Here is a 23,171-nt window from a genome sequence, read left to right as displayed (position 1 = left end):
CGGTTCCGGCACATCAGCCGCGCAGCGCGGCGAGCTTCCGGCGGGCCGGGGCGAGGGAGCGGCCCTTGCCGGACAGACCCGCCCACGGTTTCGTGGCGGCCTGCTCGACGGCGTTCTCCACCGTCCAGCGGCGGGCGTGCAGCTCGGGGTCGTCGAGCTGCTCCCAGGTGACCGGGGTGGCGACGGGCGCTCCCGGCAGGGCGCGGACCGTCCAGGGGGCGACCGCGGTCTGCGCGTACGCGTTGCGCCCCACGTCGAGGTAGAGCCGGTCGCCGCGGTCCTTCTTGCGGGCCGCGGTGGTGAGCCGGTCCGGGTGGGCGTCGGCCAGCGTGTCGGCGACCTCGCGGGCGAACTCGCGTACCGGGTCGAAGTCCTGGCCGCCGTCGAGCGGCACGACCACGTGCAGACCCCGCGAGCCGGTGGTCATCAGGACCGAGGGCAGCGCGAGTTCGTCCAGCAGCTCCCCCAGCCACCGCGCGGCCTCCCGCACCGCCTCGAAGTCGTCGCCGGACGGGTCCAGGTCGAAGACCAGCCGGTCCGGGCGGTCCACGTCGTCGGCGCGGGAGAGCCAGCGGTGCAGCGTGATGCTCGCCTGGTCGACCAGGTACAGGAGGGTCGCGGTGTCGTCGCACACGGTGTGCGTGACCGTGCCGCCCTCCTTGCCGACCTCCACCCGGGTGATCCAGTCCGGGTAGCTGTCGGGGGTGTTCTTCTGCATGAAGGCCGGTCCGTCGAGGCCGTCGGGCCGCCGGTCCAGCATCAGCGGCCGTCCCCTCAGGTGCGGCAGCATGTGGCGGGCGACGGCCCGGTGGTAGTCGACGAGGTCGCCCTTGGTGTACTCCCGGGCGCCGTCGACGCCCGGGAGGAGCACCTTGTCCGGGCGGCGGATCTCCACCCGGCGGCGGCCGGCCCGTACGGTGCGCGAGCCGCCGTCGCTCACGACACGATCGCCTCCCCCACCAGCAGCCTGCCGGCCGCGGCGATCGACGCGGCGTCGATCCCGGCGGCGTGCAGCTGCTCCTCGGGGGCGGCCGAACCCGGCATGTTCCGCACGGCGAGCCGCACCAGCCGCGGCACGGGACGCCCGTCGCCGAACGCCTCGGCGACCGCGTCGCCGAGCCCGCCCTCGGGGTGGTGGTCCTCGACGGTCATCAGACAGCCGGTCTCCTCGGCGGCCGTGCGCAGCGTCTCCACGTCGACGGGCTTCACCGAGTACAGGTCGACGACCCGGACGGCGATGCCCTCCTCGGCGAGGGCGTCGGCCGCGGCCAGCGCCTCGGGCACGGTGACGCCCGCGGCGACCAGGGTGAGCCGGTCCTGGCCGGAGGAGCGCAGCACCTTGCTGCCGCCGACGGGGAACTCCTCGTCGGGGCCGTAGATCACGGGGCTCTTGCCGCGGGAGGTGCGCAGGTAGCGGATGCCCTCCAGGCCGGCCATGGCGGCGACCAGGCGGGCGGTCTGGTTGGCGTCGCACGGGTACAGCACGGTGGAGCCGTGCACCGCCCGCATCATCGCCAGGTCCTCCAGACCCATCTGGCTGGGTCCGTCCTGGCCGATGGCGACGCCCGCGTGCGACCCGACGAGGTTCAGGCCCGAACCGCTGATCGCGGCCATGCGGACGAAGTCGTGGGCGCGGGTGAGGAAGGCCGCGAAGGTGGACGCGAACGGCAGCCAGCCGCGCGCGGCGACCCCGACGGCGTCGGCGACCATCTGCTGTTCGGCGATGTAGCACTCGACGTAGCGCTCGGGGTGTTCCTTGGCGAAGTACTCCAGGCGGGTGGAGTCGCCGACCTCGCCGTCCAGGGCGACGACGTCGTCGCGCGCGGAGCCCAGGGCGGCCAGCGCCTCGCCGAAGGCGTCGCGGGTGGCCATGTCCTCGCCGCGCTCCCAGCGGGGCAGCTCGGGCGTGGTGATCCGCCGGGCGGGGGCCTCGCCGCCGGCGGGCGGCGCCTGGACGGTGATGCGCAGGTCGCGGGGTCCGCCCAGTTCGGCGATCGCGTCCTCCGCCTCCGGCAGCGGCTTGCCGTGCAGTCCCTCCCGGTCCTGCACGGACTCCACGCCCTTGCCCTTGAGGGTGCGGGCGAGGATCGCGGTCGGCTGACCGTGGGTGGACAGCGCCTCGCCGTAGGCGCGGTCCACCGCGTCCACGTCGTGGCCGTCCACCTCGACGGTGTGCCAGCCGAACGCCTGGAAGCGGCGCGCGTAGGCGTCGAGGTCGTGGCCGTGCCGGGTGGGGCCGCGCTGGCCGAGCCGGTTGACGTCCACGATCGCGGTGAGGTTGTCGAGGTTCTCGTACGCGGCCTGCTCGGCCGCCTCCCACACCGAGCCCTCGGCCAGCTCGCTGTCGCCGCACAGCACCCACACGCGGTGGCCGGTGCGGTCCAGCCGCTTCCCGGCGAGCGCGAGGCCGACGCCGACGGGCAGGCCCTGCCCGAGGGAGCCGGTCGCGGTCTCCACCCAGGGGAGCTTGCGGGGCGTGGGGTGGCCCTCCAGACGGCTGCCGTTCTCACGGAAGGTGAGCAGTTCCTCGTCACCGATGACGCCGGCCGCCTTGTAGGTGGCGTACATCAGCGGGGAGGCGTGGCCCTTGGAGAGGACGAAGCGGTCGTTGGCGGGATGGTCGGGGCGCTCGAAGTCGTAGCGCAGGTGGCGGGCGAAGAGGACGGCCATGAGGTCGGCCGCGGACATCGACGAGGTGGGGTGCCCGGAGCCGGCGGCGGCCGCCGCCCGGACACTGTCCACCCGCAGCTGCTGTCCGAGCTCGACGAGTTCACCGGTGTTCATGCGTCTCCTTGGCTGGGTCGGTCGGTACGGCGGACGGGGCCGGGCGCCACGTCCGGGCCGGGTTCCGGCTGGTCGGGCGGCGGTGCGAGGGCCTCCCCGCCGGCCTCGGTGCTGCCCTTCGCCGGCTCGTCACCCGGCTGGTTCCTGGCGGGCTCGCCACCCGGCTGGTTCCTGGCGGGTTCGCCGCCCGGCCGGCTCCTGGCGGGCTCACCGTCCGGCTGGTTCTTCGCCGGCTCGGCGGGCCCGGCGCCACCGGGGGACGGCGTGTCCTCGAAGGGCCGGCCGGGGACGCGGGCGACCTCCGGGGACGCGGTGTCCAGCGGCACGGACCAGGACCGTACGAGGCCCAACTGGACAGCCTGGCGCGGCAGTACGGCGTCCAGCAGCCAGTCGGCGGCCACCCGCACCCGGTTGCCGGGCATCGCGGCGAGGTGGTAGCCCCGGGTCACCGCGCCGGCCGCCACGCCGGAGAGGTTGACGCCGAGCGGGTTGGCGGCGGCCTTGGCCCCGCCGAGATCCACCACGAACCCCAGGTCCTTGTGGCGGTACGCCTGCCGCTCGCCGTCCCCGAAGGACGCGGCGATGTTGTGCGCGCAGACCTTGCCCTGGCGCCAGGCGTGCTGGGCGGTCATCGGGGTGTACGAGCCGGGGTTCTCCAGGTCCGGCACGGCGGCCGCGTCACCGCAGGCGAAGACCTCGGGGCGGCCCGGCACCTGCAGGTGCGGGTCGACCAGCAGCCGGCCGCGTTCCATGGGCAGCCCGAGGGACTCGGCGAGCGGGTCGGGGCGCACGCCCACACACCACACGAGGGTGCGGGTGTCGACGAACTCCCCGTCGGTGAGCAGCACGCCGTCGGGGGTGGCCTCCTTCACGGAGGTGCCCATCCGCACGTCCACGCCCCGCTCCCGCAGCACCGCGTCGGCGGTGCGGGAGAGCCGTTCGTCCAGCTCGGGCAGGACCCGGTCGGCGATGTCCAGCAGGATCCAGCGGGGACGCATGCCGGTGCGCAGCGGCTGCTTGGCGACCTGCGCGTCGGTGAAGAGCTGGCCGTGGGCGGCGACCTCGGTGCCGGTGTAGCCGGCGCCCACGACGACGAAGGTGCACCGGGAGGAGCAGCGCTTCGGGTCGTCCGTGGCGGCGGCCAGCTCCACCTGGCGGGTGACGTGGTCGCGCAGATAGAGCGCCTCGGGCAGGCCGCGGAAGCCGTGCGCGTGCTCGGCGACGCCCGGGATGGGCAGCAGCTTGTTGACGCTGCCGGCGGCGAGCACCAGCCGGTCGTACGAGAGGGTGCCGCCCTCGCCCTCGGGGCCGGTGTAGTGCACCTGGCGGGCGTCGAGGTCGATACGGCCGGCCTCGCCCAGCACCAGCTTGACCTCCGGGAGCGTCCCGGAGAGGGACACGGTGACCCGGCGTGGTTCGAGGATCCCGGCCGCGACCTGGGGCAGCAGGGGCAGGTACAGGAAGTAGTCGGTCGGGTTGAGCATGACGATCTCGGCCCGGCCCCTGGCCTTGCGGGACAGGATCTGGGCCGTGCGGTAACCGGCGAAGCCGGCTCCGACGATCACAATGCGGGGTCGACTCACGGTTCGCCTCCGGCGCGGTCGCGTACGTCGGGAGACTTCCGCGTCCCCCTGTGCGGGACCGCCAAACGTCGGGGCGGGTACGGCTGCGTGCTGCCGCCACTGCCGTACCAGGGTGTCGCCTCGGCCTCAGCCCTTGCCCGGGATGCGGTCGGTGCCCGGGGCGCGGTCGGTTCCGACCGTGGGCGGCGTGGACGGCACCGGGGGCACGGAGGCGGAGCCCGCTGCCCCCGTCCCGCCCGCCGCGGTGGCGCCCGGTGCGGCCGGGCGGGCCGCCGTCCGCAGGGCGAAGGCGACCGCGGCCAGGATCACCGCCGTGATCAGGGCCGCCGCCCAGCCCGGCAGGACCAGGTCCAGGGCGAGGCCCACGGCGAGGGCGACGGCCGCGCCCGCGTACAGCGCGGCGGCGCCGGAACCGGCGTAGAGGGCCGCCTTGCGGCGCTGCCCCCGCGTCTGCTCCCGCAGTTCGGCCCGCACGGACTCCCGGGCCACGTGGGCCAGTTGGTCCGCCAGGTGCTTGTCCAGATGCTGCATGTGCTCCAAACGCTGCATGGCATCCGGGTACCCGTGCCCAGGACCCGGTAACTCGCCGTGGTCGTACGACGGGAGGGAGCGGTGTGGAGATCGTCCGCGCCCCGCCCCGCCGCCCGGACCGGCCAACTAGGCTCGTCCCATGGAGATTCTGGGTGCCACACTGCGCGTCTGCGTCGACGACATCGAGACCGCCATCCCCTTCTACGAGCGGCTGGCGGGCGGGACCGCCATGCGGTTCGAACGGGAGGGCGTCCAGGTCGCCGCGGTCGGCTGCTTCCTGCTGATGAGCGGCCCCGAGGCCCAGCTGGACGTGCTGCGCAAGGTCGCCGCGACCATCGCGGTCAAGGATGTCGACGAGACCCGCCAGGTGCTGGAGGAGATGGGCGCGGCCGTCCTCGCCGGACCGCTGCCCACCCCCGTCGGCCGCAACCTGATCGCACGCCACCCGGACGGGGCGGTCTACGAGTACGCGGACCGTCGCGCCTGAGCCTCCGTCAGGGTGTGGGCCGCATCCGGAAGTCGTACCGCTCCGGCAGCGGTTCGTCCGTCAGCCGCGCCCACAGCCGCCCGATGACCTCGTCGCCCTCGCGCAGGTCGGCGACCTCGAAGCCCGCGTCGAACACGGCGCGGGCCTCCTCGTTCCGCCCCTCGGCGAGCAGCAGGTCCGCCTCGATCAACCGGAAGCGTCCGCGCGCCCGGGTGGTGGGGGCCAGCCGCTCCCACACCGACCGGGCGTCCGTGGTGCGCCCCACCGCGAGCAGCGCCTCGATCGCCTCGCGCCCGAGGGCTGCCACGGCGGCGGTCCACTCCCCCGCCGTGTCGGCCGCCGTGTCGCCTCCGGCCTCCCCGGCCTCGCGGCACAGGTCGTCGAAGGCCCGGACATAGCGGTCGGCGGCGCGCTCGGGGTGGCGTTCCTCCCGGTCGGCGACGGCGAGACAGCGCAGGGCCGGCCAGGACGTGCCGTCCTGCGCCAGGCCCCGCTCCCAGCTGCGCACCGCCTGCGCCCGGTCGCCGCCGTGCCACTGGGCGATTCCCAGGTGGTACTCGGTGAGCCCGGTCGCGGGCGCCGTCTCCAGCATGTCCCGCCAGTGCCTGGCGACCAGAGTCCCGCCGGGCGGCCGGCTGCCGGGCGGCTCGGGGAAGGAACCGGCGCGCAGCAGATGCAGCCAGGGTTCCTGCTGCTCGCCGAGGGTGCTCTCGTCGAAGGGCGTGCCGGGCAGCTTCCAGCCGGCCCGCAGCACCTCGAGCGCGCCCCACCCGGACCCGGCGGCCAGCCGCTCGCCGGGCTCGGTGTCGGCGTACGGCAGCCAGGCCGCGTACGCCGCGTCGACGTCCGCACGCGGCAGCACCCCCTCGAGGCGGGCCTCCGCCTCGTCGAGGACGGCGCCCCACTCCCCTTCACGCCGCGCCTCGAAGGGGCCGTAGGCCTCCAGCCAGGACACCTCGCTCGCCGGTTCCAGACGGACGTGCTCCAGCTGGGTGCGGGCGAGGCCGGCCTGGATCTCGCAGTAGCCGCCGGTGCCGGGTTCGGTGAGCCACTGCTGCCAGCTCCGTCCGCCGGGCCCGCGCCCCCACACGAACAGCTTCCGGCCGCGCAGGGTGTCGGTGGAGGTCTGCACGAGCCCGTGGCCGTCGCCGTCCAGCGCGGCGATCCAGCGGCGGCGCTCCTCCGGGACCTCGTAGAAGTAGTCCGCGGCGTACGTGCTGTTCGGGGGGTAGGTGCGGTCGACGCCGTCGCACTCCGGGACGGGGACGCGGCGCAGGCGCTGTTCGTAGCCGAAGTGGTAGGCCTCCTCGGCGGGGGCGAGGACGCGGCAGTCCTCGGGGACGGCGATGTTGGACCACCAGTAGGTGGGGGTCTGCCGCTCGTGCGGGTTGCGGATCCGCGCGCCGACGTAGAGGAAGTCGGAGCCGTCGGGCAGCCACAGGTCGACCTGGAAGGGCAGGTCGCGCAGCCGCTCCCACTCCCACAGGCGCAGCATCTCCCCGCCGTCCGGTGCGGGGACGCGGGCCGCGTGCACGGGCGAGCAGGACAGGGTGGTGTGGCCGGTCGCGCCGATGTTCCACTCGATGCCGCCGGAGAACCAGGCGCCGTTGAGCGCGAAGTTGGCGGGCTGGAACACCGGGTTCACGTACAGCAGTTCGCGGCCGGCGGGCTTGTGGACGAGGGAGGCGATCCGGCCGCCGAGGCCGGGCAGGACCGTGGCGCGCAGGCGGTCGTTCTCGATGACGAGGGCGTCGAGGGGCCGGGGCGCGCGGTCCCGGTCGTAGCCGTCGCGGACGGGGACCGGCAGCAGGCTGTGCAGCGGGGCGTAGCCGATCTGCCGGGCCATGTCGCGCGGCAGGTCCTTCTTGTCGCGGTCCTCGATGCGGTGCATCTCGTCGAGGGGGCGCAGGGCGGGCAGCGGGTTGTCGGGGCCGGGGTGCGCGGCCGGCAGCGTGAGTACCTCATGTCGGATCGTCGTCACGATCTCCATGGAAGCCGTCGGACGCCCGCCTGAACAGAGGCCGTCGGCGAGCGGTTCCGCGGGGCGCGGTCAGCCGTCCCCGATGAGCATCTCGCTGGTGAGCGCCCAGCGTTCGTGGTCGCGCCAGGCGCCGTCGATGTAGAGCATCTTCGGGGAGAAGCCCTCCTTGCGGAAGCCGCAGGCGCGGGCCAGGGCGATGGAGGCGGCGTTGCCCGGCTGCACGTTGATCTCCAGCCGGTGCAGCCGCATCGGCCCGAAGGCGTACCGCACGACGAGGTCCAGCGCCTCGCGCATCAGCCCGCGTCCGGCCGCGTGGGCGAAGGCGCCGTAGCCGAGGGCGCCGCAGAGGAAGCCGCCCTCGACGATGTTGTTGACGTTGACGAAGCCGGCGAGGGCGCCGTCCGCCTCCTTCTCGCAGACCAGGAACCCCGCCTTGGCGGGGTCCTCGATCAGCCGTTGCGCGTAGGCGGCGTAGGCGGCCGGGGTGTCCGGCGGGAACAGCCAGGGGTGGTGCAGGTCCTTGCTCTCCCGGGCCCGCGCGGTGAACTCGGCGGCGTCGTCGTAGGTGAAGTGGCGCAGGCCCACGCGGCGGCCTTCGGTGAGGTAACGGGAAGCGGTGTGCGGCACCCCGCCACCCTACGACGCCGGCGCGCTCCGGGCAGGGCGTCCCCGGCCCTGCCCGGAGCCGCGGTGGTCAGCTCAGCGCCGGTTCCTCCAGTGTCAGCGTCCCCGCGTCGGCGTCCAGTTCGGCCGCGACCCCGAACGGCAGCGTGAGCGCGTCGTCGCAGTGTCCGAACCCGAACTGCTCGGCCACCGGCACCCCGAGCCCGCCGAGCCGGTCCACGAGCAGCGTCCTGACCTCCTCGTACGGGTCGCACTCCGCCCAGGAGCCCAGCAGCAGCCCGGCGACGCCGTCGAGCATCCCGGCGCGCAGCAGCTGGGTGAGGTAGCGGTCGAGGCGGTAGGTCTCCTCCCCCACGTCCTCCAGGCACAGCAGTCCGCCGCGCGCGGAGTCGCGGGTGTGCGGGGTGCCGATGCCGCCGGCGATCAGGGAGAGGCAGCCGCCGAGCGTCACCCCGCGGGCGCGTCCCGGGACCAGCGCGGTGCCGTCGGAGCGGATCGTGCGCACCGACTCGGGGTCGAACAGGGTGGCCCGCAGGTGCTCCTGGGCCCGCGCGCTCTTGACGAAGTCGACGCCCGCGGCCATCGGCCCGTGCAGGGTGACCAGGCCGAGCCGCACCGCGAACGCCTCGTGCAGCGTGGTGATGTCGCTGAACCCGACGAACGCCTTCGGGCCCGCCGCCCGCATCGCCTCCCAGTCGAGGGCGTCGACCATGCGCTGCGCGCCGTAGCCGCCGCGGGCGCAGATCACCGCGTCGACGGCCGGGTCGCACCAGGCGTTCTGCAGATCGGCGGCGCGGTCGGCGTCGCCGCCCGCGAGGTAGCCCAGCTCGCCGTGCCGGCCGAGGACGTGCGGGGCGGCCACGGGGTCGAGTCCCCAGCCGCGCAGCACGTCGAGCCCGGCGGCGAGCCGCTCCTCGGGGATCGGCCCGCTCGGCGCGACGACGGCCACCCGGGCGCCGGGGGCGAGGCGGGGCGGGCGCCGCAGCGGCGTCAGCGAGGTCGGCGTGCTCACGGCGTCAGCTCCAGGGCGGGGATGCCGGGCGCCTTCAGCCCGAACACCTGCGCGTACAGGGACAGCTCGGCCTCCAGGGCGCGCACCATGGTGTCCGCGCGGCGGAAGCCGTGGCCCTCGCCCTCGAAGGTGAGGTAGGCGTGCGGGACGCCCCGGCCGGCCAGCCGGGCGAGGAACCGCTCGCACTGCACGGGCGGGCAGATCACGTCGTCCAGCCCCTGGAGCAGCAGGAACGGCACGCTCAGCCGGTCGGCGTGGGTGACGGGCGAGCGCTCCTCGTACCGCTCGGGCACCTCGGCGCGCGGCCCGATCAGCGTCTCCAGGTACTGCGATTCGAAGTCGTGCGTCTCTCCGGTGCCCCAGCCGGTGAGGTCGAGCACCGGGTAGATGATCGTGCCGCAGGCGTAGACGTCGGTGGTGGTGAGGGAGGCGGCGGTGGTCCACCCGCCGGCGCTGCCGCCGCGGACGGCCAGCCTGGCCGGGTCGGCGACGCCCTCCTCGGCGAGGGCCCGGGCGACGGCGGCGCAGTCCTCGACGTCGACCACGCCCCACTCGCCGCGCAGCCGGTTGCGGTACGCGCGGCCGTACCCGGTGGAGCCGCCGTAGTTGACCTCGGCGACGCCGATGCCGCGCGAGGTGAAGTAGGCGATCTCCAGGTCGAGGACCAGCGGGAAGCGGCCGGTGGGGCCGCCGTGCGACCAGATGACGTACGGGGGCAGCTCGCCGTCGGGACCGGTGCGGTCGGGGTTGCGCGGCGGGTACACCTGGGCGTGGATCTCCCGGCCGTCGGGTCCGGTGAAGGTGCGGACCTCGGGCTCGGGGTAGTACGCGGGGTCCACGGCGTCGCCGTGGGCGGCGCCGATCACGCGGGCCCGGCCGGTGCGGGTGTCCAGCTCCACGACCTCGTAGGAGCTGTGCGGGCTCGCCCCGACGGCGACGACCCGCTCGCCGAGCGCGGCGAGGGTGGGGCCGAACTCGCTCCACGGTCCCGCCGAGTCGACGACCTCGCAGGTCTCCGGGTCGAGCACGGCGAGCCGCTGGGCGCCCTTGCCGTGCAGGACGGCGATCAGTCCGCCGTCCAGCGGGGCGAACCAGCGCTGGCCGAGCTTCCACAGCGGTCCGGCGAACTCCTCGGGGCGCGGGCAGACGGGCTCGCCGTCCCGGTAGAGGTTCCACCAGCCGGTGCGGTCGCTGGCGTACAGCAGGCGGTTGTCGTGGGTCCAGTCGGCCTGCGGAACGGACTCCTCGGGTCCTCCGGCGACGGTGCGGGCGCCGGTCAGGGTGCCGTCCGCGGCGACGTCGGCGACGATCAGCTCGGTGCCGTCCCACGGCATGCGGGGGTGGTCCCAGCCGATCCAGGCGGCGCGCGTCCCGTCGGGCGAGAGCCGCGGTCCGGTGACGAACCGGTGCCGCTCCCCGGTCAGCTCCCGGACGGCGCCCCGGTCGCCGGCGGCGGACCCGTCGAGGGGGACGGCTGCGAGGACCCTGCGCACGTCGCTCGGGCCGTCGCCGGTGAACTCCTCCAGGACGCACCACACCTCGCCGCGCTCCGGCAGCACGACGGGCTCGGCCCAGCGCAGCCCGAGACCGACCGGTGACACCGGGGTGAGCGGGACCGGCTCGGCGCCCGGCTCCCAGCGGTAGAGGCGCTGGTCGGGGAAGTGCGCGAAGACCACGAGCGGCACGCCGTCGCGCACGGCGCCGGCCCAGGGGTGGCCGCCGTACTCGATGACGCGGCTGCGGACGTTCCACGGCGCGGGCAGGACGGACTCCTCGGTGCCGTCCGCGCGCCGCCGCACGAGGGTGCGGCGGCCCGCCTCGGCGGGCCGGGGCTCGGTCCACCACACCTCGTCCCCGACGAAGCCCACGTACTCGGGGCTGCCGTCGTGGGCCGCGGCCGTGGCCGCGTCGACGGGCGAGGGCCACTCGCCGTACGCCTGGGTCTGCACTGTCTCCCCCACTCGCTTCACGCCGACCGCAGGAACCGGTCGAGCACCTGGACACCGAACTGGAGCGCCTCGACCGGCACGCGCTCGTCCACGCCGTGGAAGAGGGCCTGGTAGTCGAAGCCCTCGGGCAGCTTCAGCGGTGCGAAGCCGTACCCGGTGATGCCGAGCCGGGCGAACTGCTTGGCGTCGGTGCCGCCGGACATGCAGTACGGCACGGTGTGCGCCTCGGGCGCGAACGCCTGGACGGCCTCCCGCATGCGGGCGAACGTCGGCGAGTCCACCGGCGCCTGGAGGGCGATCTCGTGGTGGGAGAACGTCCAGTCGACGTCCGGGCCGGTGAGCCGGTCCATGGTGGCCCGGAACTCCTCCTCGGTGTCGGGGAGGAACCGCCCGTCGACGTGCGCCACGGCCTCGCCGGGGATGACGTTGACCTTGTAGCCGGCGTCGAGCATCGTCGGGTTGCTGCTGTTGCGGACGGTGGCCTCGACCAGCTTGGCCGCCCCGCCGAGCTTCTCCAGCAGGGCGTCCACGTCGGACAGGTCCGTCTCGATGCCGTACGCGGCGGCGATCTCGGTCAGCGCGGCGCGCACCGTCGGGGTGAGCCGCAGCGGCCACTGGTGCTCGCCGATGCGGGTGAGGGCGGCGGCGAGGCGGGTGACCGCGTTCTCCCGGTTGACCTTGGAGCCGTGTCCGGCGCGGCCGCGGGCGGTGAGCCGCATCCAGCCGGTGCCGCGCTCGCCGGCCCCGATCGGGTAGAACTGCCGGCCCTGCCCGTCGTGGAAGGTGTACGCGCCGGACTCGCTGACGCCCTCGGTGCAGCCCTCGAAGAGGTGCGGGTGCCGGTCGGCGAGGAAGCCCGCGCCGTCCGCGGCGCTGTCCTCCTCGTCGGCGGTGAAGGCGATGACGACGTCCCGGCGGGGCCGCACGCCCTCGCGCGCCCAGGAGCGCACCACGGACAGGATCATCGCGTCCATGTTCTTCATGTCGACGGCGCCGCGTCCCCAGACCACGCCGTCGCGGATCTCCCCGGAGAAGGGGTGCACGCTCCAGTCGGCGGGCTCGGCCGGGACGACGTCCAGGTGGCCGTGGACCAGCAGCGCGTCGGCCGACGGGTCGGTGCCCTCCAGCCGCGCCACGACGTTGGTCCGGCCCGGGGTGCGCTCCAGCATGACCGGCTCCAGGCCGGCCTCGGCGAGCCGCGCCGCCGCGTACTCGGCGGCGGGGCGTTCCTGGCAGTCGCCCCCGCCCCGGTTCGTCGTGTCCATCCTGATGAGGTCGGACGTGAAGGTCACGACCTCGTCCAGGGCGAGCTGGTCAGCCATACTGCTCCTCCACCGCGGCCGAGGCGATCGTGGTGACCGCCTTGAAGGTGCGGATTGCGTCGTACATGGTCTCGCTGGTGTAGATCACCTTGCGTTCGCCGCTCCGGGTCACGCCCGGCACGACGGTGACGGCGCCGGCCAGGTGCTCGGCGTCGAACTCCACCGCCACGGTGAAGGGACCGCCGCGGACCGGTTCGTGGCGGACCGCGAGCGCGGCCGCCTCCGTGGCCGCCGCCCGGATGTCCGCGGCCGTCCGGGACGGCGTGCGGCACACGGCGGCGTACCGCGACACGTGGTCCTTCACGGCGACCTTCCGCGCCTCGGGCGCGTAGCCGAGGGCGTCCTCGCAGGCCACGTCGTCGCCGGTGACGAGGATCACCGGGACTCCGTACTCGGCGGCCACGTGGGCGTTGAGCAGGCCCTCGCTGGCGCGCACGTCGTTGAGCCACACGCCCGTGATGGAGTTGGCGAGGAAGGTGTGCGCGAGGACGCCCTCCATGCCGGCGCCCGCGTGGTACCCGACGAAGGCGATGCCGTCGACGTCGCCGCGCTGCACGCCCTCCACCATGGACAGGTCCTTGTGCCGGCCGGTGAGCATCTCGGCGCGCTCGTCGAGCCGCTCCAGCAGCAGGTTGCGCATGGTCCAGTGGGCCTCGTTGATCAGCACCTCGTCGGCACCGCCGTCGTAGAAGCCGCGCACGGCGGCGTCCACGTCGGAGGTGAACATGGACCGGCACCGCTCCCACTGGGGCGTGCCCGGCAGGACGTCGGCCGGCCAGGTGACACCGGTGGCGCCCTCCATGTCGGCGCTGATGAGGATCTTCATGGCGGACACGCTACGTCGTCCCCCGTCGCTCCGGCCACCCTGTGGATAACTCTCACCGGTCCAGACCACTGACGCCCCGCGTGCGCCTCGGCCCGCACTGCCCGACCTGCGCCGATGCCCGGCCGGACCTACGGTGAACGGGACGAGCGCCCGCCACGGAGCACAGGAGCGTCGCATGCCGCAGACCCGGAACCCGCTGGACGGAAGGACGGCCGTCGTCACCGGCGCGGCCCGCGGCCTGGGCGCGGCGATGGCCCGCGAGCTGTCCTCGCGCGGCATGAAGGTGGCGCTGCTCGGGCGGGAGGAGCGGACGCTGCGGCAGGTGCACGACGAGCTGCCCGGCGAGGCCGGCTGCTGGGAGGTCGACGTCACGGACGACGAGGGGCTCGCGGAGACGGGCGCCGAGATCCGGGCGCGTCTCGGGCCGCCGTCGGTCGTGGTCGCCAACGCGGGGGTCGCCGAGGGCGGGCCGTTCGCGGAGTCCGACCCGGCGGTGTGGCGGCGGGTGATCGAGGTGAACCTGATCGGGAGCGCGGCCACCGCCCGCACGTTCATCGGCGACCTGACCTCCACCGGCGGCTGTTTCCTCCAGGTGGCGTCGCTGGCGTCGATCGGCTCGGCGCCGATGATGAGCGCGTACTGCGCGTCGAAGGCGGGCGTCGAGGCGTTCGCGCACTCCCTGCGGGCGGAGATGGCGCACCGTCATGTCGCGGTGTCGATCGCGTACATCAACTGGACGGACACCGACATGATCCGCGGGGTGGACGAGCACGCGGTGCTGCGCGAGCTGCGCGGTCACATGCCGCCGCCGGCGCGGAAGGTGTATCCGGTGGAGCACGTGGCGCGGCGGCTGGCGGACGCGGTGGAGCGGCGCCGTCCGTCGGTGTACGTGCCCGGGTGGCTGCGCGCGACGCAGCTCGTGCGGGGGGCGATGCCGCCGGTGGTGACGGCACTGTCCCGGCGTGAACTGCCGCGGCTGGCCGCCTCCGACCCGTTCGAGGCGACCGGGCTGCTCGGCGCCGGCGGTCTCGCGGACCAGGCCGCCGCCCGGAGCCGCCGGACCTCCTGACCGGCGCGCGTCTGCGTGCCGCTTCCCCTCCTCGCACCGCAACGACGTGTGTAGACACCACGGTTGAACGGTGTCACGTGTGTGCGGGCCACATTGTGGCCGGATCTGAGCGGGATCACACTGCCGGGTACCGCTCAGCGCACAGTGATCACCCGTGACGGATCGTGCCGCTGGCGTCGTCCGCCGTCGCACCGAGGAGCCGTTCGGTCATGCGTAGACCCCTTTTCCTGTCCGCCGCCGTGGCCCTGCTCGCCACCGCCTTCACCGCCGGCTGCTCCAGCCCCGGCAGCAGCACCGCCTCCGGCGCCGAGGAGGTGAAGGTCGCCCTCATCACCTCCACCAGCGGCCCGCTGGCCTCGTACGGCGAGCAGTACCTGCGCGGTTTCGAGGCCGGCCTCGACCACGCGACCGACGGCACCGGCGCCGTCGACGGCGTGAAGATCGCCGTGATCAAGGACGACGACGGCGGCGACCCGGCCAAGGGCGTCTCCCTGGCGAAGAAGCGCATCGGGCAGGGCGTGCCGATCATCGCGGGCTCCGCCGTCTCCGGCGTGGCCACGCAGATCGCGCCCGTCGCCGGGCAGAACAGGACGCTGTACATCAGCGGGCCCGCCGCCACCGACGCGCTGACCGGCGTCAACCGCTACACGTTCCGCTCCGGCCGCCAGACCTACCAGGACGTGCTGACAGCGAAGAACATCCTGGGCGCCTCCAAGGGCAAGAAGGTCGTGGTGCTGGCCCAGGACAACGCCTTCGGGCAGGCCAACGCCGCCGCCGTGAAGTCCGTGCTCGGCACCGGCGGCACCACCGTGAGCGAGGTGCTGGCGCCGCCCGCCGCCACCGATCTGACCCCGGTGGCGAGCAAGGTGAAGGCGGCCCGCCCGGACATGGTGTTCGTCGCCTGGGCCGGGGACACCGCCCAGTCGATGTGGTCCACCCTCGACCAGCAGGGCGTCCTGGACGCCGCCACCGTCGTCACCGGCCTGGACAGCAGGGCGAGTTACCCGGTCTTCGGCAAGGCGCGGGAGAAGGTCACGCTGCTCGCGCACTACGTGCCCGGCGCCGCGGACACCCCGGAGGCGCAGGCGATGCGGACGTACTTCAAGGCGAAGAAGTGGGAGGAGGACCTGTTCACCCCGGACGGGTTCAACGCGGCGCAGATGGTCGTCGAGGCGGTCCGCGCGGGCGGCGCGAAGGGCGACACGGACGCCATGGTGAAGGCGCTGGAGGGCTTCTCGTTCTCCGGTGTGAAGGGTCCGAACACCGTGCGGGCCGCCGACCACGCGCTGCTCCAGCCCACGTTCCAGGCGCGGTTCACCGGCGAGGGGGTGCCGCGGGTGGCGCGGGCCTTCCCCGCCGCGCAGGTCGCCCCCGCCGAGACGAGGATCGGCTGAGCATGACGTCCGTACTGCGACTGGACCGGCTGTGCTGGTCGGTGGGGGGCGCCGACATCATCGACGAGGTGTCGCTCGCCGTGCGCGAGGGCGAACTCCTCGCCGTGATCGGCCCCAACGGCGCCGGGAAGACCTCCCTGTTCAACCTGATCACCGGGCTGACCCGGCCGACCGGCGGCGCCGTCCTGCTCGACGGCCACGACATCACCGCGCTGCCCCCGCACCGCCGGGTGCGCCGGGGCATCGGGCGGACCTTCCAGTCGTCCTCGGTGTTCCCGACGATGACGGTCGCCGAGCACGTCGACCTGGCCGCCCGGTCCGCCGGGGTGCGCCGGGTCGGCGCGGCGGACGTCGCCGGAGTGCTGGAGCGGGTCCGGCTGGCGCACCGCGCGGACGATCTCGCGGCCGGCCTCTCGCACGGCGACAAGCGCAAGCTGGAGCTGGCGATGCTGCTCGCGCCGACCCTCGGCGCGGGCACGGCCGGGTCGCGGCTGATGCTGCTGGACGAGCCGATGGCCGGGGTGGCCTCGGAGGAGACCGCCGAGCTCACCGACCTGATCAGGTCGTTGCACCGCGACGAGGGCCGCACGGTGCTGCTGGTCGAGCACCACATGGAGGTGGTCCTCGGCCTCGCCGACCGGGTCGCCGTGATGCACCACGGACGGCTGCTCGCCGCCGCGAGCCCCGCCGAGGTGATGGCGGACGCCACCGTCCAGCAGGCCTATCTGGGAGACGAGCTGTGACCGTGCCACCGATCCTGCGCGTCGAGGGCCTCGACGTGGACATCGCCGGGTCCCGCATCCTCACCGGCGTCACCTTCGAGGTGCCGGCCTCCGGCGTGACCGCGCTGCTGGGCCGCAACGGCGTCGGCAAGACCACGACCATCCGCGCGGTGCTCGGGCTGCTGCCGGACGGCGGCCGGGTCACCGCGGGCCGCGTCACCTTCGCCGGCGACGACATCACCCACGAACCCACCCACCGCACCGTGCGCCGCGGCATCGGCTACGCGCCGGAGGACCGCGGGGTGTTCGCCGGGCTCACCGTCGCCGAGAACCTCGCACTGGCCGAACGCCCGGGCCACGAGCACCGCTACGACCTGGTGCACGACCTGTTCCCGGAGCTGGCCGCCCGCCGCGACCAGCGCGCCGGCACCCTGTCCGGCGGCCAGCAGCAGATGGTCGCCCTCGCCCGGACCCTGCTCAACGACAACACCCTCGTCGTCGTCGACGAACCCACCAAGGGCCTCGCGCCCCGGGTGGTCACCGAGGCCGCCGAGGTACTAGAACGGGCTGCCGAGCGCGTGCCGTTGCTGCTGGTCGAGCAGAACCTCGCCGTGGTGCGCCGGCTGGCCCGCAGCGCGGTGGTGCTGGACGCCGGCCGGGTCGTGCACACCGGGGACGCCCGCGACCTGCTCGCCGACACCGCCCGTACGACCGCGCTGCTGGGTGTCGGCAGCCGCACCGACCACGGAGCCGCCTGATGGACACCCTCGTCCTGCTCACCCTGACCGGACTGGGCCTGGGAGCCCTGTACTTCCTCATCGCCTCCGGACTCGCCCTGATCTTCGGGCTGATGGACGTGCTGAACTTCGCGCACGGCGCGTTCCTCACCGTCTCCGTCTACGCCGCCTGGCGCACCGCCGAGACGGTCGGCGGGATGCCGGGGCTGCTGCTCGCGGCGGTCGTCGGCACCCTCACCGGGCTGCTGCTGGCGGCCGTGGTGGAACTGGTCCTCGTCCGGCGGCTGTACGGCCGGGTCAAGGAGCAGATCCTGGTGACCGTCGGCCTGTCGCTCGCCGTCCCGGCGCTGGTGCAGACCGTGTGGGGCGCCGACGCCCGACCGTTCCCCGTGCCCGACGCGCTCTCCGGCACCGTCGGCGTCCTCGGGGCGCGCGTGCCGGTGAACCGGTTCCTGCTCGTCGCGGTGGCCCTGCTGGTCCTCGCCGGCATCCACCTGTTCCTGTCCCGCACCCGCTACGGGCTGATCGTCCGCGCCGGGGTGGAGGACCGCGCGATGGTCACGGCGCTCGGCATCGACGTCACCCGCGCCTTCACGCTGGTCTTCGCGCTCGGCGGGGCCCTCGCGGGCCTCGCCGGTGTGCTCGGCGGTCTCTACTTCGGCTCGCTCTCCCCGCACCAGGGGACGTCGCTGCTGGTGTTCGCGTTCGTCGTGGTGATCATCGGCGGTCTCGTCTCCATCACCAGCGTCGCGCTGTCCGCGCTCACCGTGGGCCTGGTGCAGCAGTACGCCAACTACTACGCGGGCGGCTACGGCGACCTCGCCGTCGTGGTCCTGCTGGCCGCGGTGGTGCTGTCCCGGCCGGCTGCCGGGACCGGGTCGCCGCTGACGCGGCTGCGCCGCGCACTCACCGCACCCCGCACCCGATCCGCAGGAGGCACGGCATGACCGCCACCCGCACCCCGCGGGCCACCCCCGCCGCCCCGGCGCCGAGCGTGAAGGACACACCGGGCGCGAGTCACGGGCTGCTGCGCCGGCTGCGTCCGGCGACCGTCCCGGTGGCGGTGCTGCTGGTCCTCGCGCTGCTGCCGTACTCGGCACTGGACATCCCCGTGCTGCTCGACGGGCCGGTCAACTCCCCCGGCTCGCTCCAACTGTTCGCGCTGTGCCTGGTCTTCGGCGCGCTCGCGCTCGGCTACGACCTGATGTTCGGCCGCACCGGGCTGCTGTCCTTCGGGCACGCCCTCTACATCGCGGGCGGCAGCTACGGGACCCAGCTCGCCATGACCGAACTGGGCCTGGGCCTGCTGCCGGCCGCGCTGCTCACCGTGGTGCTCGGGGCGCTGGCCGCCCTCGTGCTGGGCGCGGTGTCGCTGCGCACGCTCGCCCTCGGCAGCGTGGGCTTCGCGATGGTCACCCTGGCCTTCGCGCAGGCGGGCTCCATCTACGTGGAGCGCAACCCGGGTGGCCTCACCGGCGGCGAGGAGGGGCTCCCGCTGTACGTCGACGGGGTGCCGGACGCCCTGGTCGGGGTGCAGAACACGGCCAACGTGTACTGGCTGGCGCTCGCCTATCTGGTCGTGGTGGTGGGCGTGGTGTGGACGGTGACCGCGCGTCCGGCCGGCCGGGTGTGGCAGGCGATCCGGGACAACGAGCAGCGGGTGGCCGTGCTCGGCCGCAGCCCGTTCGCGCACAAGCTGGGCGCGTTCGTGCTGGCGTCGTCCCTCGCCGTGCTCGGCGGGGTAGTGCACCTGCTGGTCACCGCGGGCGCCACCCCGCACACCTCCACACCCGAGTTCACCCTCACCCTGCTGGTGATGGTGGTCCTCGGCGGCAGCGGCACCCGCTGGGGTCCGGTCGTGGGCGGGGTGCTGTTCACCTATCTCGACCAGCGGCTCGGCGGCTGGGACCTGGGGGTGGAACCGATGCTGATCCTGGGCAGTCTCTTCGTCCTGGCCGTCTATCTGGCCCCCGGCGGCATCACCGCCCTGGGCCGAAGGAGAAGCGCATGACCACGTCCGGGTCCGCCCTCGCGCGGGATCTGACCGTCCCGGCCCACGGCGGCCGGCTCGCCGTCACCCACTGGCCGGGCGAAGGACCGCCCGTCGTCGCCCTGCACGGCATCACCGCCAACTCGCTCGCCTTCGCCGCCCTGGCCGACGCCCTGCCCGGCGTCGACCTCTACGCCCCCGACCTGCGGGGCCGCGCGGGGAGCGCGGAGCTGCCGGGGCCGTACGGACTGGGCGCGCACGTCGACGACACGGTGGCACTGCTCGACCACCTGGGGCTGGAACGGGCGGTGCTGGTGGGCCACTCGATGGGGGCCTTCGTCGCCGCGCTGGCCGCCGCCCGCCACCCGGACCGCTTCCCGCGCGTGGTGCTGGTCGACGGCGGGGTGGGCTTCCCGCCGCCCGAGGGCACGGACATCGACGCGCTGCTGAAGGCGGTGATCGGTCCGGCGATGGACCGGCTGTCGATGACGTTCGGGAGCGCCGAGGAGTACCTGGAGTTCTTCCGCGCCCATCCCGCGCTCGGCCCGCACTGGGGTCCGCACGTGACCGGTTATGTGACGCGTGACCTGACGGGCCGGGCGCCCGAGCTGCGCAGCAGCTGTGTGCTGGACGCGGTGCGGGCGGACGGCGCGGACGTGCTGGGTGACGCGGAGACGCTGGCCGCGGTGCGGCGGCCGCAGGTGCGCGGCGAACTGCTGTGGGCGGAGCGGGGGTTGCTCGACGAGCCGCAGGCGCTGTACGACGCCGAGAGGGTCGCGGCCGCCGCCCTGGACCCGGCACGGATGCCGGACCGCCGGATCGACGGCACCAACCACTACTCGATCCTCTTCCCGCCGGCCGTGGAGGAGGTCGCCGCCGCCGTACGGGACGCCCTGGCCGGGGGGTGACCGGGGCGGTGGGCCGGAGCCGCGGAGGGGTGGCGGCTCCGGCCCGCCGGTTCGGGTGCCGTCAGTCCTCGTGCCCGAGCTGGAGGTCGCGTTCGGTGCGGCCCCCGCCGGCCACCTGGAGCACGGTGGCGACCGGCGGGTAGCCGGCGGCGATGACCGTGTACTCACCGGAGGACAGGTCGACGAAGCGGAAGGTGCCGTCGGGTCCGGTGGTGAGGGTGTCGACGACGTTGCCCGCCGCGTCGAGCAGCGTGACCCGCGCGTCCTCCACCGGCCGTCCGCCGCCGGCCCGCACGGTGCCGCGCAGCACGGCTCCGCCGGCCAGCTCGACGTCCTGCCGGGTCTCCCGCGCGGCCTGCACGGTGACCGGCAGGGCCGCCGGGCGGAAGGCGGGGGCGCTGGCGGCGAGGGTGTACTCGCCCGCGACGAGTTCGGTGATGACGTAGCCGCCCTCGCGGCCGCTGCGGGTGCTGGCGACGACCTCGCCGTGGACGTTGGTGAGGGTGACGGCGGCGTCCCGTACGGGGGTGCCGTCGGCGGTGACGACGCTGCCCGCGAGCCGGCCCGCGCCGCCGAGGACGACGTCGAGCTCCACGGGCCGCTCGCCGACGGTCACGGAGACCGCCTGCGGCTGGTGACCGCCCGCGGCGGCGATCAGGACGTACGAGCCCGGTCCCGGTGTGGCGAGCGCGTACCGGCCGTCGGCGCCGCTCGCGCCGCGTCCGGTCTGCTGCCCCTGAACGTCGATGAGGGTGAGCGCCGCGCGCGGGACGGCGGTGCCGTCGGGGTGCTGGACGGTGCCGCAGACGGGGATGCCGCCGCTCTGCGCGTTGCGCGCCTGCGGTACGCGCGGCTCGAAGTGCGGTGCTTCCTGGGCCGGGTCGGCGGTGGGGGTGTGGTGGGACACCAGTGGTTTCTCCTTGAGGAAGAAGGCGATGAGCAGGCCGAGGACGAGCACCGGCACGAGGTAGAGGAAGATGCGCGGCATGGCGTCGGCGTAGGCCTGGACGTAGGCGTCGCGCAGCTCCGGCGGCAGGGCGTGCACGAGTTCGGGGGTGATCGACTCGGCGTCGGCCGGCGCCCCGGCCGCGCCGGCGGGGAGCCGCTCGGCGAGCGCGTCGGTGAGCCGGCCGGCGAACAGGGTGCCGAAGACGGCGGCGCCGACGCTGCCGCCGATCTGCCGGAAGTAGTTGTTGGCGCTGGTGGCGGTGCCGAGGTCCTCGGGGCGCACGGAGTTCTGCACGGCGAGGATGAGGACCGGCATCACCATGCCGATGCCGGCGCCGAGGACGAACATCCAGAGGCTGTAGTGCAGCCGGGGCGTGCCGGTCTCCAGCCGGGACAGCAGCCACATGCCGACGACGGACAGGGCTGCGCCGACGATGGGGTGGCTGCGGTAGCGGCCGGAGCGGCTGATCATCTGCCCGGAGACGACGGACGTGCCGACGATGCCGCCCATCATGGGCAGCATCAGCAGCCCGGACTCGGTCGCCGAGGCCCCGTCGACCATCTGGAGGTAGGTGGGCAGATAGCTGGCGGCGCCGAACAGGGCGACGCCGATGACGAGGCCCACCAGGCCGGTGACATTGAAGACGGAGTCGCGGAACAGCCGCAGCGGGATGAGCGGTTCGACGGCGAACCGCTCGACGAGCAGGAAGGCGGCGGTGGCCACGACGGCCCCCGCGCCCAGACCGAGGACGACCCGGGAGTCCCACGCGTACTCGGTGCCGCCCCAGCTGGTGAGCAGGACCAGGCAGGTGGAAGCGGCGGTCAGCAGCAGGGTGCCGAGCACGTCGAAGCGGCGCCTGGCCGTCGGCTTGGGCAGCTTCAGCACCAGGGCGACGACGACCATGGTGGCCAGGCCGAAGGGGACGTTGATGTAGAAGCACCAGCGCCAGGTCAGATGGTCGGTGAAGTAGCCGCCGAGCAGTGGTCCGGCGACCGACGCGAGGCCGAAGGCGGCGCCGATCAGGCCCATGAAGCGGCCGCGCTGCCGGGGCGGCACGATGTCCGCGATGATCGCCTGCACGCCGATCATCAGGCCGCCCGCGCCGACGCCCTGCACCGCACGGTAGGCGATGAGCTGGTCCATCGTCGTGGCGCGGCCGGCCAGCGCGGAGCCGACGACGAAGACGAGGATGGCGAACTGGAAGACGCCCTTGCGGCCGAGCTGGTCGCCGAGCTTGCCGTACACCGGCAGTCCGACCGTGGCGGTGAGCAGGTAGGCAGTGATCGCCCAGGACATCTTGTCCAGGCCGTGCAGCTCGCCGACGATCCTCGGCAGGGCCGTGGCGACGATCATCTGCTCGAGCGCGGCGAGCAGCAGCGCCAGCATCAGCGCGAGGAAGACGAGCCGGACCCGGGCGGGGCTCAGGGCGGGCCCGCTCTCCGGGGGCGGGGACGGAGGGTCCCCGGCCGGTGGCACGGGGGGCGGCGGCCCCCCGGCCGATGGAGCCGTGACCGGCTCGTCCTGCGTCAGAGTGATCCCGCCCACGTGCCGCTCCCCTCGTCGCACTGCCGGACAATTCCCGCGTAAAAGCGACAACTACGAGCAAGCGCGACGAGTTACGGCACAGAGACGGTCCGTCAAGAGATCACTCGAACCGGTGACGGAAGCGCCAACTCCTCTTCAGATGAACGGAGTTGGAACGACGACAGGCGGTCGGGGCTACTGCTTCCCGACCTCGGCGTCCAGCCGGGCCAGCACGGCGTCGTAGATACGGCCGAGGCCCTTGGGGGCGAAGGTGCGCTCGAAGAAGCCGCCGATGCCGCCCGCCCCGTTCCACACGGAGGTCACGACGACCCGGGCGCGGCCCTCGCCGGCCGGGGTGACCCGCCAGGTGGTGACCATGGAGGAGTTGCGGTCCTTCTCGACCAGCTCGCCGTCGGTGGGCTCGGTGACCTCGAGGAGGCAGTCGCGCACCCGCTTGCTGGTGGCCTGGAGCTTCCAGTGCACGAGGGTGCCCTCGCCGTCGCCGCCCTCGCGGACCTCGTACTCGCTGAACTGCTCGGGCAGCAGCTTGGCGCGGGTGCCGCTGTAGTCGGCGAGGGCGTCGAACACCGTGTCCGCGTCCGCCGCGACGATCCGCTCCGTAGTGGCCTCGACCTGCGCCATCGCATTCCTCCAGGGCTGGGTTTTCCAGGGTCGGGGCACAGCCAACCACCCCCGCGCCCGCCGCCCAAATCGAGGTTCCGGAACTGACCGAAGATGTCGCTCGCACGATCAAGGGAACATGTGTTCTATTCTGTGCG

At 74.1% G+C, this 23,171-nt stretch carries 20 protein-coding genes; 8 read left to right on the top strand and 12 right to left on the bottom strand.

Annotation, left to right across the window (positions count from 1 at the left end; genetic code table 11):
• Positions 1-13 precede the first annotated feature (13 nt).
• From ligD to ACQZOG_RS25630, 4 genes are all read right to left on the bottom strand, one after another.
• Complete coding sequence (gene ligD, locus ACQZOG_RS25645; protein WP_261675914.1) at positions 14-940, bottom strand: non-homologous end-joining DNA ligase; 927 nt, start codon at positions 938-940, stop codon at positions 14-16.
• The gene (locus ACQZOG_RS25640) at positions 937-2,784 is read right to left on the bottom strand and encodes a transketolase (protein ID WP_037642593.1); all 1,848 of its coding nucleotides are present in this window, start codon (positions 2,782-2,784) and stop codon (positions 937-939) included. Before ACQZOG_RS25640 ends, ligD begins: the two co-directional genes overlap by 4 nt.
• Complete coding sequence (locus ACQZOG_RS25635) at positions 2,781-4,367, bottom strand: NAD(P)/FAD-dependent oxidoreductase (RefSeq protein WP_430741848.1); 1,587 nt, start codon at positions 4,365-4,367, stop codon at positions 2,781-2,783. The genes ACQZOG_RS25640 and ACQZOG_RS25635 overlap by 4 nt, the downstream gene beginning before the upstream one ends.
• 126 nt (positions 4,368-4,493) lie before the next feature.
• Positions 4,494-4,916 carry a phage holin family protein gene (locus ACQZOG_RS25630; RefSeq protein WP_058917309.1) on the bottom strand — a complete coding sequence of 141 codons (423 nt, stop codon included), beginning with the start codon at positions 4,914-4,916 and terminating at the stop codon, positions 4,494-4,496.
• A gap of 121 nt (positions 4,917-5,037) precedes the next feature.
• On the opposite strand from ACQZOG_RS25630, the gene ACQZOG_RS25625 reads away from it, so the two are divergent.
• The gene (locus ACQZOG_RS25625; protein ID WP_033273749.1) at positions 5,038-5,385 is read left to right on the top strand and encodes a VOC family protein; all 348 of its coding nucleotides are present in this window, start codon (positions 5,038-5,040) and stop codon (positions 5,383-5,385) included.
• Positions 5,386-5,392: 7 nt separating this feature from the next.
• Here the strand turns inward: ACQZOG_RS25625 and ACQZOG_RS25620 are convergent, their stop codons facing one another.
• The 6 genes from ACQZOG_RS25620 to ACQZOG_RS25595 form a co-directional block, all read right to left on the bottom strand.
• Positions 5,393-7,375, bottom strand: coding sequence for a DUF5107 domain-containing protein (locus ACQZOG_RS25620; protein WP_430741847.1), 1,983 nt, complete (start codon positions 7,373-7,375; stop codon positions 5,393-5,395).
• Positions 7,376-7,435: 60 nt separating this feature from the next.
• Entirely contained in the window at positions 7,436-7,993 is a 558-nt protein-coding gene (locus ACQZOG_RS25615) for a GNAT family N-acetyltransferase (protein ID WP_033273751.1), read from the bottom strand.
• A gap of 67 nt (positions 7,994-8,060) precedes the next feature.
• Complete coding sequence (locus tag ACQZOG_RS25610; RefSeq protein ID WP_037642582.1) at positions 8,061-9,002, bottom strand: S66 peptidase family protein; 942 nt, start codon at positions 9,000-9,002, stop codon at positions 8,061-8,063.
• Positions 8,999-10,951 carry an LpqB family beta-propeller domain-containing protein gene (locus ACQZOG_RS25605; RefSeq protein WP_359671067.1) on the bottom strand — a complete coding sequence of 651 codons (1,953 nt, stop codon included), beginning with the start codon at positions 10,949-10,951 and terminating at the stop codon, positions 8,999-9,001. Before ACQZOG_RS25605 ends, ACQZOG_RS25610 begins: the two co-directional genes overlap by 4 nt.
• A gap of 17 nt (positions 10,952-10,968) precedes the next feature.
• The gene (locus ACQZOG_RS25600) at positions 10,969-12,273 is read right to left on the bottom strand and encodes a M20/M25/M40 family metallo-hydrolase (RefSeq protein ID WP_203549797.1); all 1,305 of its coding nucleotides are present in this window, start codon (positions 12,271-12,273) and stop codon (positions 10,969-10,971) included.
• Positions 12,266-13,099 (bottom strand): M55 family metallopeptidase, encoded by an 834-nt coding sequence (locus tag ACQZOG_RS25595; protein WP_033273755.1) that lies wholly within the window; start codon positions 13,097-13,099, stop codon positions 12,266-12,268. Before ACQZOG_RS25595 ends, ACQZOG_RS25600 begins: the two co-directional genes overlap by 8 nt.
• Positions 13,100-13,274: 175 nt before the next feature.
• On the opposite strand from ACQZOG_RS25595, the gene ACQZOG_RS25590 reads away from it, so the two are divergent.
• From ACQZOG_RS25590 to ACQZOG_RS25560, 7 genes are all read left to right on the top strand, one after another.
• Positions 13,275-14,168: an SDR family oxidoreductase gene (locus ACQZOG_RS25590; RefSeq protein ID WP_033273756.1), complete on the top strand. Its 894-nt coding sequence runs from the start codon at positions 13,275-13,277 to the stop codon at positions 14,166-14,168.
• A gap of 209 nt (positions 14,169-14,377) precedes the next feature.
• Entirely contained in the window at positions 14,378-15,562 is a 1,185-nt protein-coding gene (locus ACQZOG_RS25585) for a substrate-binding domain-containing protein (RefSeq protein WP_430741846.1), read from the top strand.
• A 2-nt stretch (positions 15,563-15,564) separates the two neighbouring features.
• Positions 15,565-16,305 carry an ABC transporter ATP-binding protein gene (locus tag ACQZOG_RS25580; RefSeq protein ID WP_033273758.1) on the top strand — a complete coding sequence of 247 codons (741 nt, stop codon included), beginning with the start codon at positions 15,565-15,567 and terminating at the stop codon, positions 16,303-16,305.
• A complete protein-coding gene (locus tag ACQZOG_RS25575; protein ID WP_058917305.1) occupies positions 16,302-17,042 on the top strand; it encodes an ABC transporter ATP-binding protein in 741 nt (246 codons plus the stop codon). The genes ACQZOG_RS25580 and ACQZOG_RS25575 overlap by 4 nt, the downstream gene beginning before the upstream one ends.
• The gene (locus ACQZOG_RS25570; protein ID WP_033273760.1) at positions 17,042-17,968 is read left to right on the top strand and encodes a branched-chain amino acid ABC transporter permease; all 927 of its coding nucleotides are present in this window, start codon (positions 17,042-17,044) and stop codon (positions 17,966-17,968) included. Before ACQZOG_RS25575 ends, ACQZOG_RS25570 begins: the two co-directional genes overlap by 1 nt.
• Positions 17,965-19,032, top strand: coding sequence for a branched-chain amino acid ABC transporter permease (locus tag ACQZOG_RS25565; RefSeq protein WP_058917303.1), 1,068 nt, complete (start codon positions 17,965-17,967; stop codon positions 19,030-19,032). Before ACQZOG_RS25570 ends, ACQZOG_RS25565 begins: the two co-directional genes overlap by 4 nt.
• Complete coding sequence (locus ACQZOG_RS25560) at positions 19,029-19,919, top strand: alpha/beta fold hydrolase (RefSeq protein WP_058917302.1); 891 nt, start codon at positions 19,029-19,031, stop codon at positions 19,917-19,919. The genes ACQZOG_RS25565 and ACQZOG_RS25560 overlap by 4 nt, the downstream gene beginning before the upstream one ends.
• A 61-nt stretch (positions 19,920-19,980) precedes the next feature.
• On the opposite strand, the gene ACQZOG_RS25555 is transcribed toward ACQZOG_RS25560, so the two are convergent.
• Both ACQZOG_RS25555 and ACQZOG_RS25550 read right to left on the bottom strand, forming a co-directional pair.
• A complete protein-coding gene (locus tag ACQZOG_RS25555; protein ID WP_107115411.1) occupies positions 19,981-22,413 on the bottom strand; it encodes an MFS transporter in 2,433 nt (810 codons plus the stop codon).
• 174 nt (positions 22,414-22,587) lie between these two features.
• On the bottom strand, positions 22,588-23,034 hold the full coding sequence (locus tag ACQZOG_RS25550) for an SRPBCC family protein (RefSeq protein WP_037642561.1): 447 nt from the start codon (positions 23,032-23,034) through the stop codon (positions 22,588-22,590).
• Between the last annotated feature and the right edge of the window lie 137 nt (positions 23,035-23,171).

It is taken from the genome of Streptomyces sp. P13-3-3 (assembly GCF_050571355.1).
Taxonomy (GTDB): Bacteria; Actinomycetota; Actinomycetes; order Streptomycetales; family Streptomycetaceae; genus Streptomyces; species Streptomyces althioticus.
The sequence above is the reverse complement of the archived record's forward strand: the minus strand, read 5'-3'. Positions and strand labels throughout refer to the sequence as shown.

Excerpts from the sequence above, each read along its gene's own strand:
- ACQZOG_RS25640 (WP_037642593.1), bottom strand. The coding sequence starts at position 2,784 with ATGAACACCGGTGAACTCGTCGAGCTCGGACAGCAGCTGCGGGTGGAC.
- ACQZOG_RS25630 (WP_058917309.1), bottom strand. The coding sequence starts at position 4,916 with ATGCAGCGTTTGGAGCACATGCAGCATCTGGACAAGCACCTGGCGGAC.
- ACQZOG_RS25625 (WP_033273749.1), top strand. The coding sequence starts at position 5,038 with ATGGAGATTCTGGGTGCCACACTGCGCGTCTGCGTCGACGACATCGAG.
- ACQZOG_RS25620 (WP_430741847.1), bottom strand. The coding sequence starts at position 7,375 with ATGGAGATCGTGACGACGATCCGACATGAGGTACTCACGCTGCCGGCC.
- ACQZOG_RS25600 (WP_203549797.1), bottom strand. The coding sequence starts at position 12,273 with ATGGCTGACCAGCTCGCCCTGGACGAGGTCGTGACCTTCACGTCCGAC.
- ACQZOG_RS25595 (WP_033273755.1), bottom strand. The coding sequence starts at position 13,099 with ATGAAGATCCTCATCAGCGCCGACATGGAGGGCGCCACCGGTGTCACC.
- ACQZOG_RS25590 (WP_033273756.1), top strand. The coding sequence starts at position 13,275 with ATGCCGCAGACCCGGAACCCGCTGGACGGAAGGACGGCCGTCGTCACC.
- ACQZOG_RS25585 (WP_430741846.1), top strand. The coding sequence starts at position 14,378 with ATGCGTAGACCCCTTTTCCTGTCCGCCGCCGTGGCCCTGCTCGCCACC.
- ACQZOG_RS25580 (WP_033273758.1), top strand. The coding sequence starts at position 15,565 with ATGACGTCCGTACTGCGACTGGACCGGCTGTGCTGGTCGGTGGGGGGC.
- ACQZOG_RS25570 (WP_033273760.1), top strand. The coding sequence starts at position 17,042 with ATGGACACCCTCGTCCTGCTCACCCTGACCGGACTGGGCCTGGGAGCC.
- ACQZOG_RS25565 (WP_058917303.1), top strand. The coding sequence starts at position 17,965 with ATGACCGCCACCCGCACCCCGCGGGCCACCCCCGCCGCCCCGGCGCCG.
- ACQZOG_RS25560 (WP_058917302.1), top strand. The coding sequence starts at position 19,029 with ATGACCACGTCCGGGTCCGCCCTCGCGCGGGATCTGACCGTCCCGGCC.
- ACQZOG_RS25550 (WP_037642561.1), bottom strand. The coding sequence starts at position 23,034 with ATGGCGCAGGTCGAGGCCACTACGGAGCGGATCGTCGCGGCGGACGCG.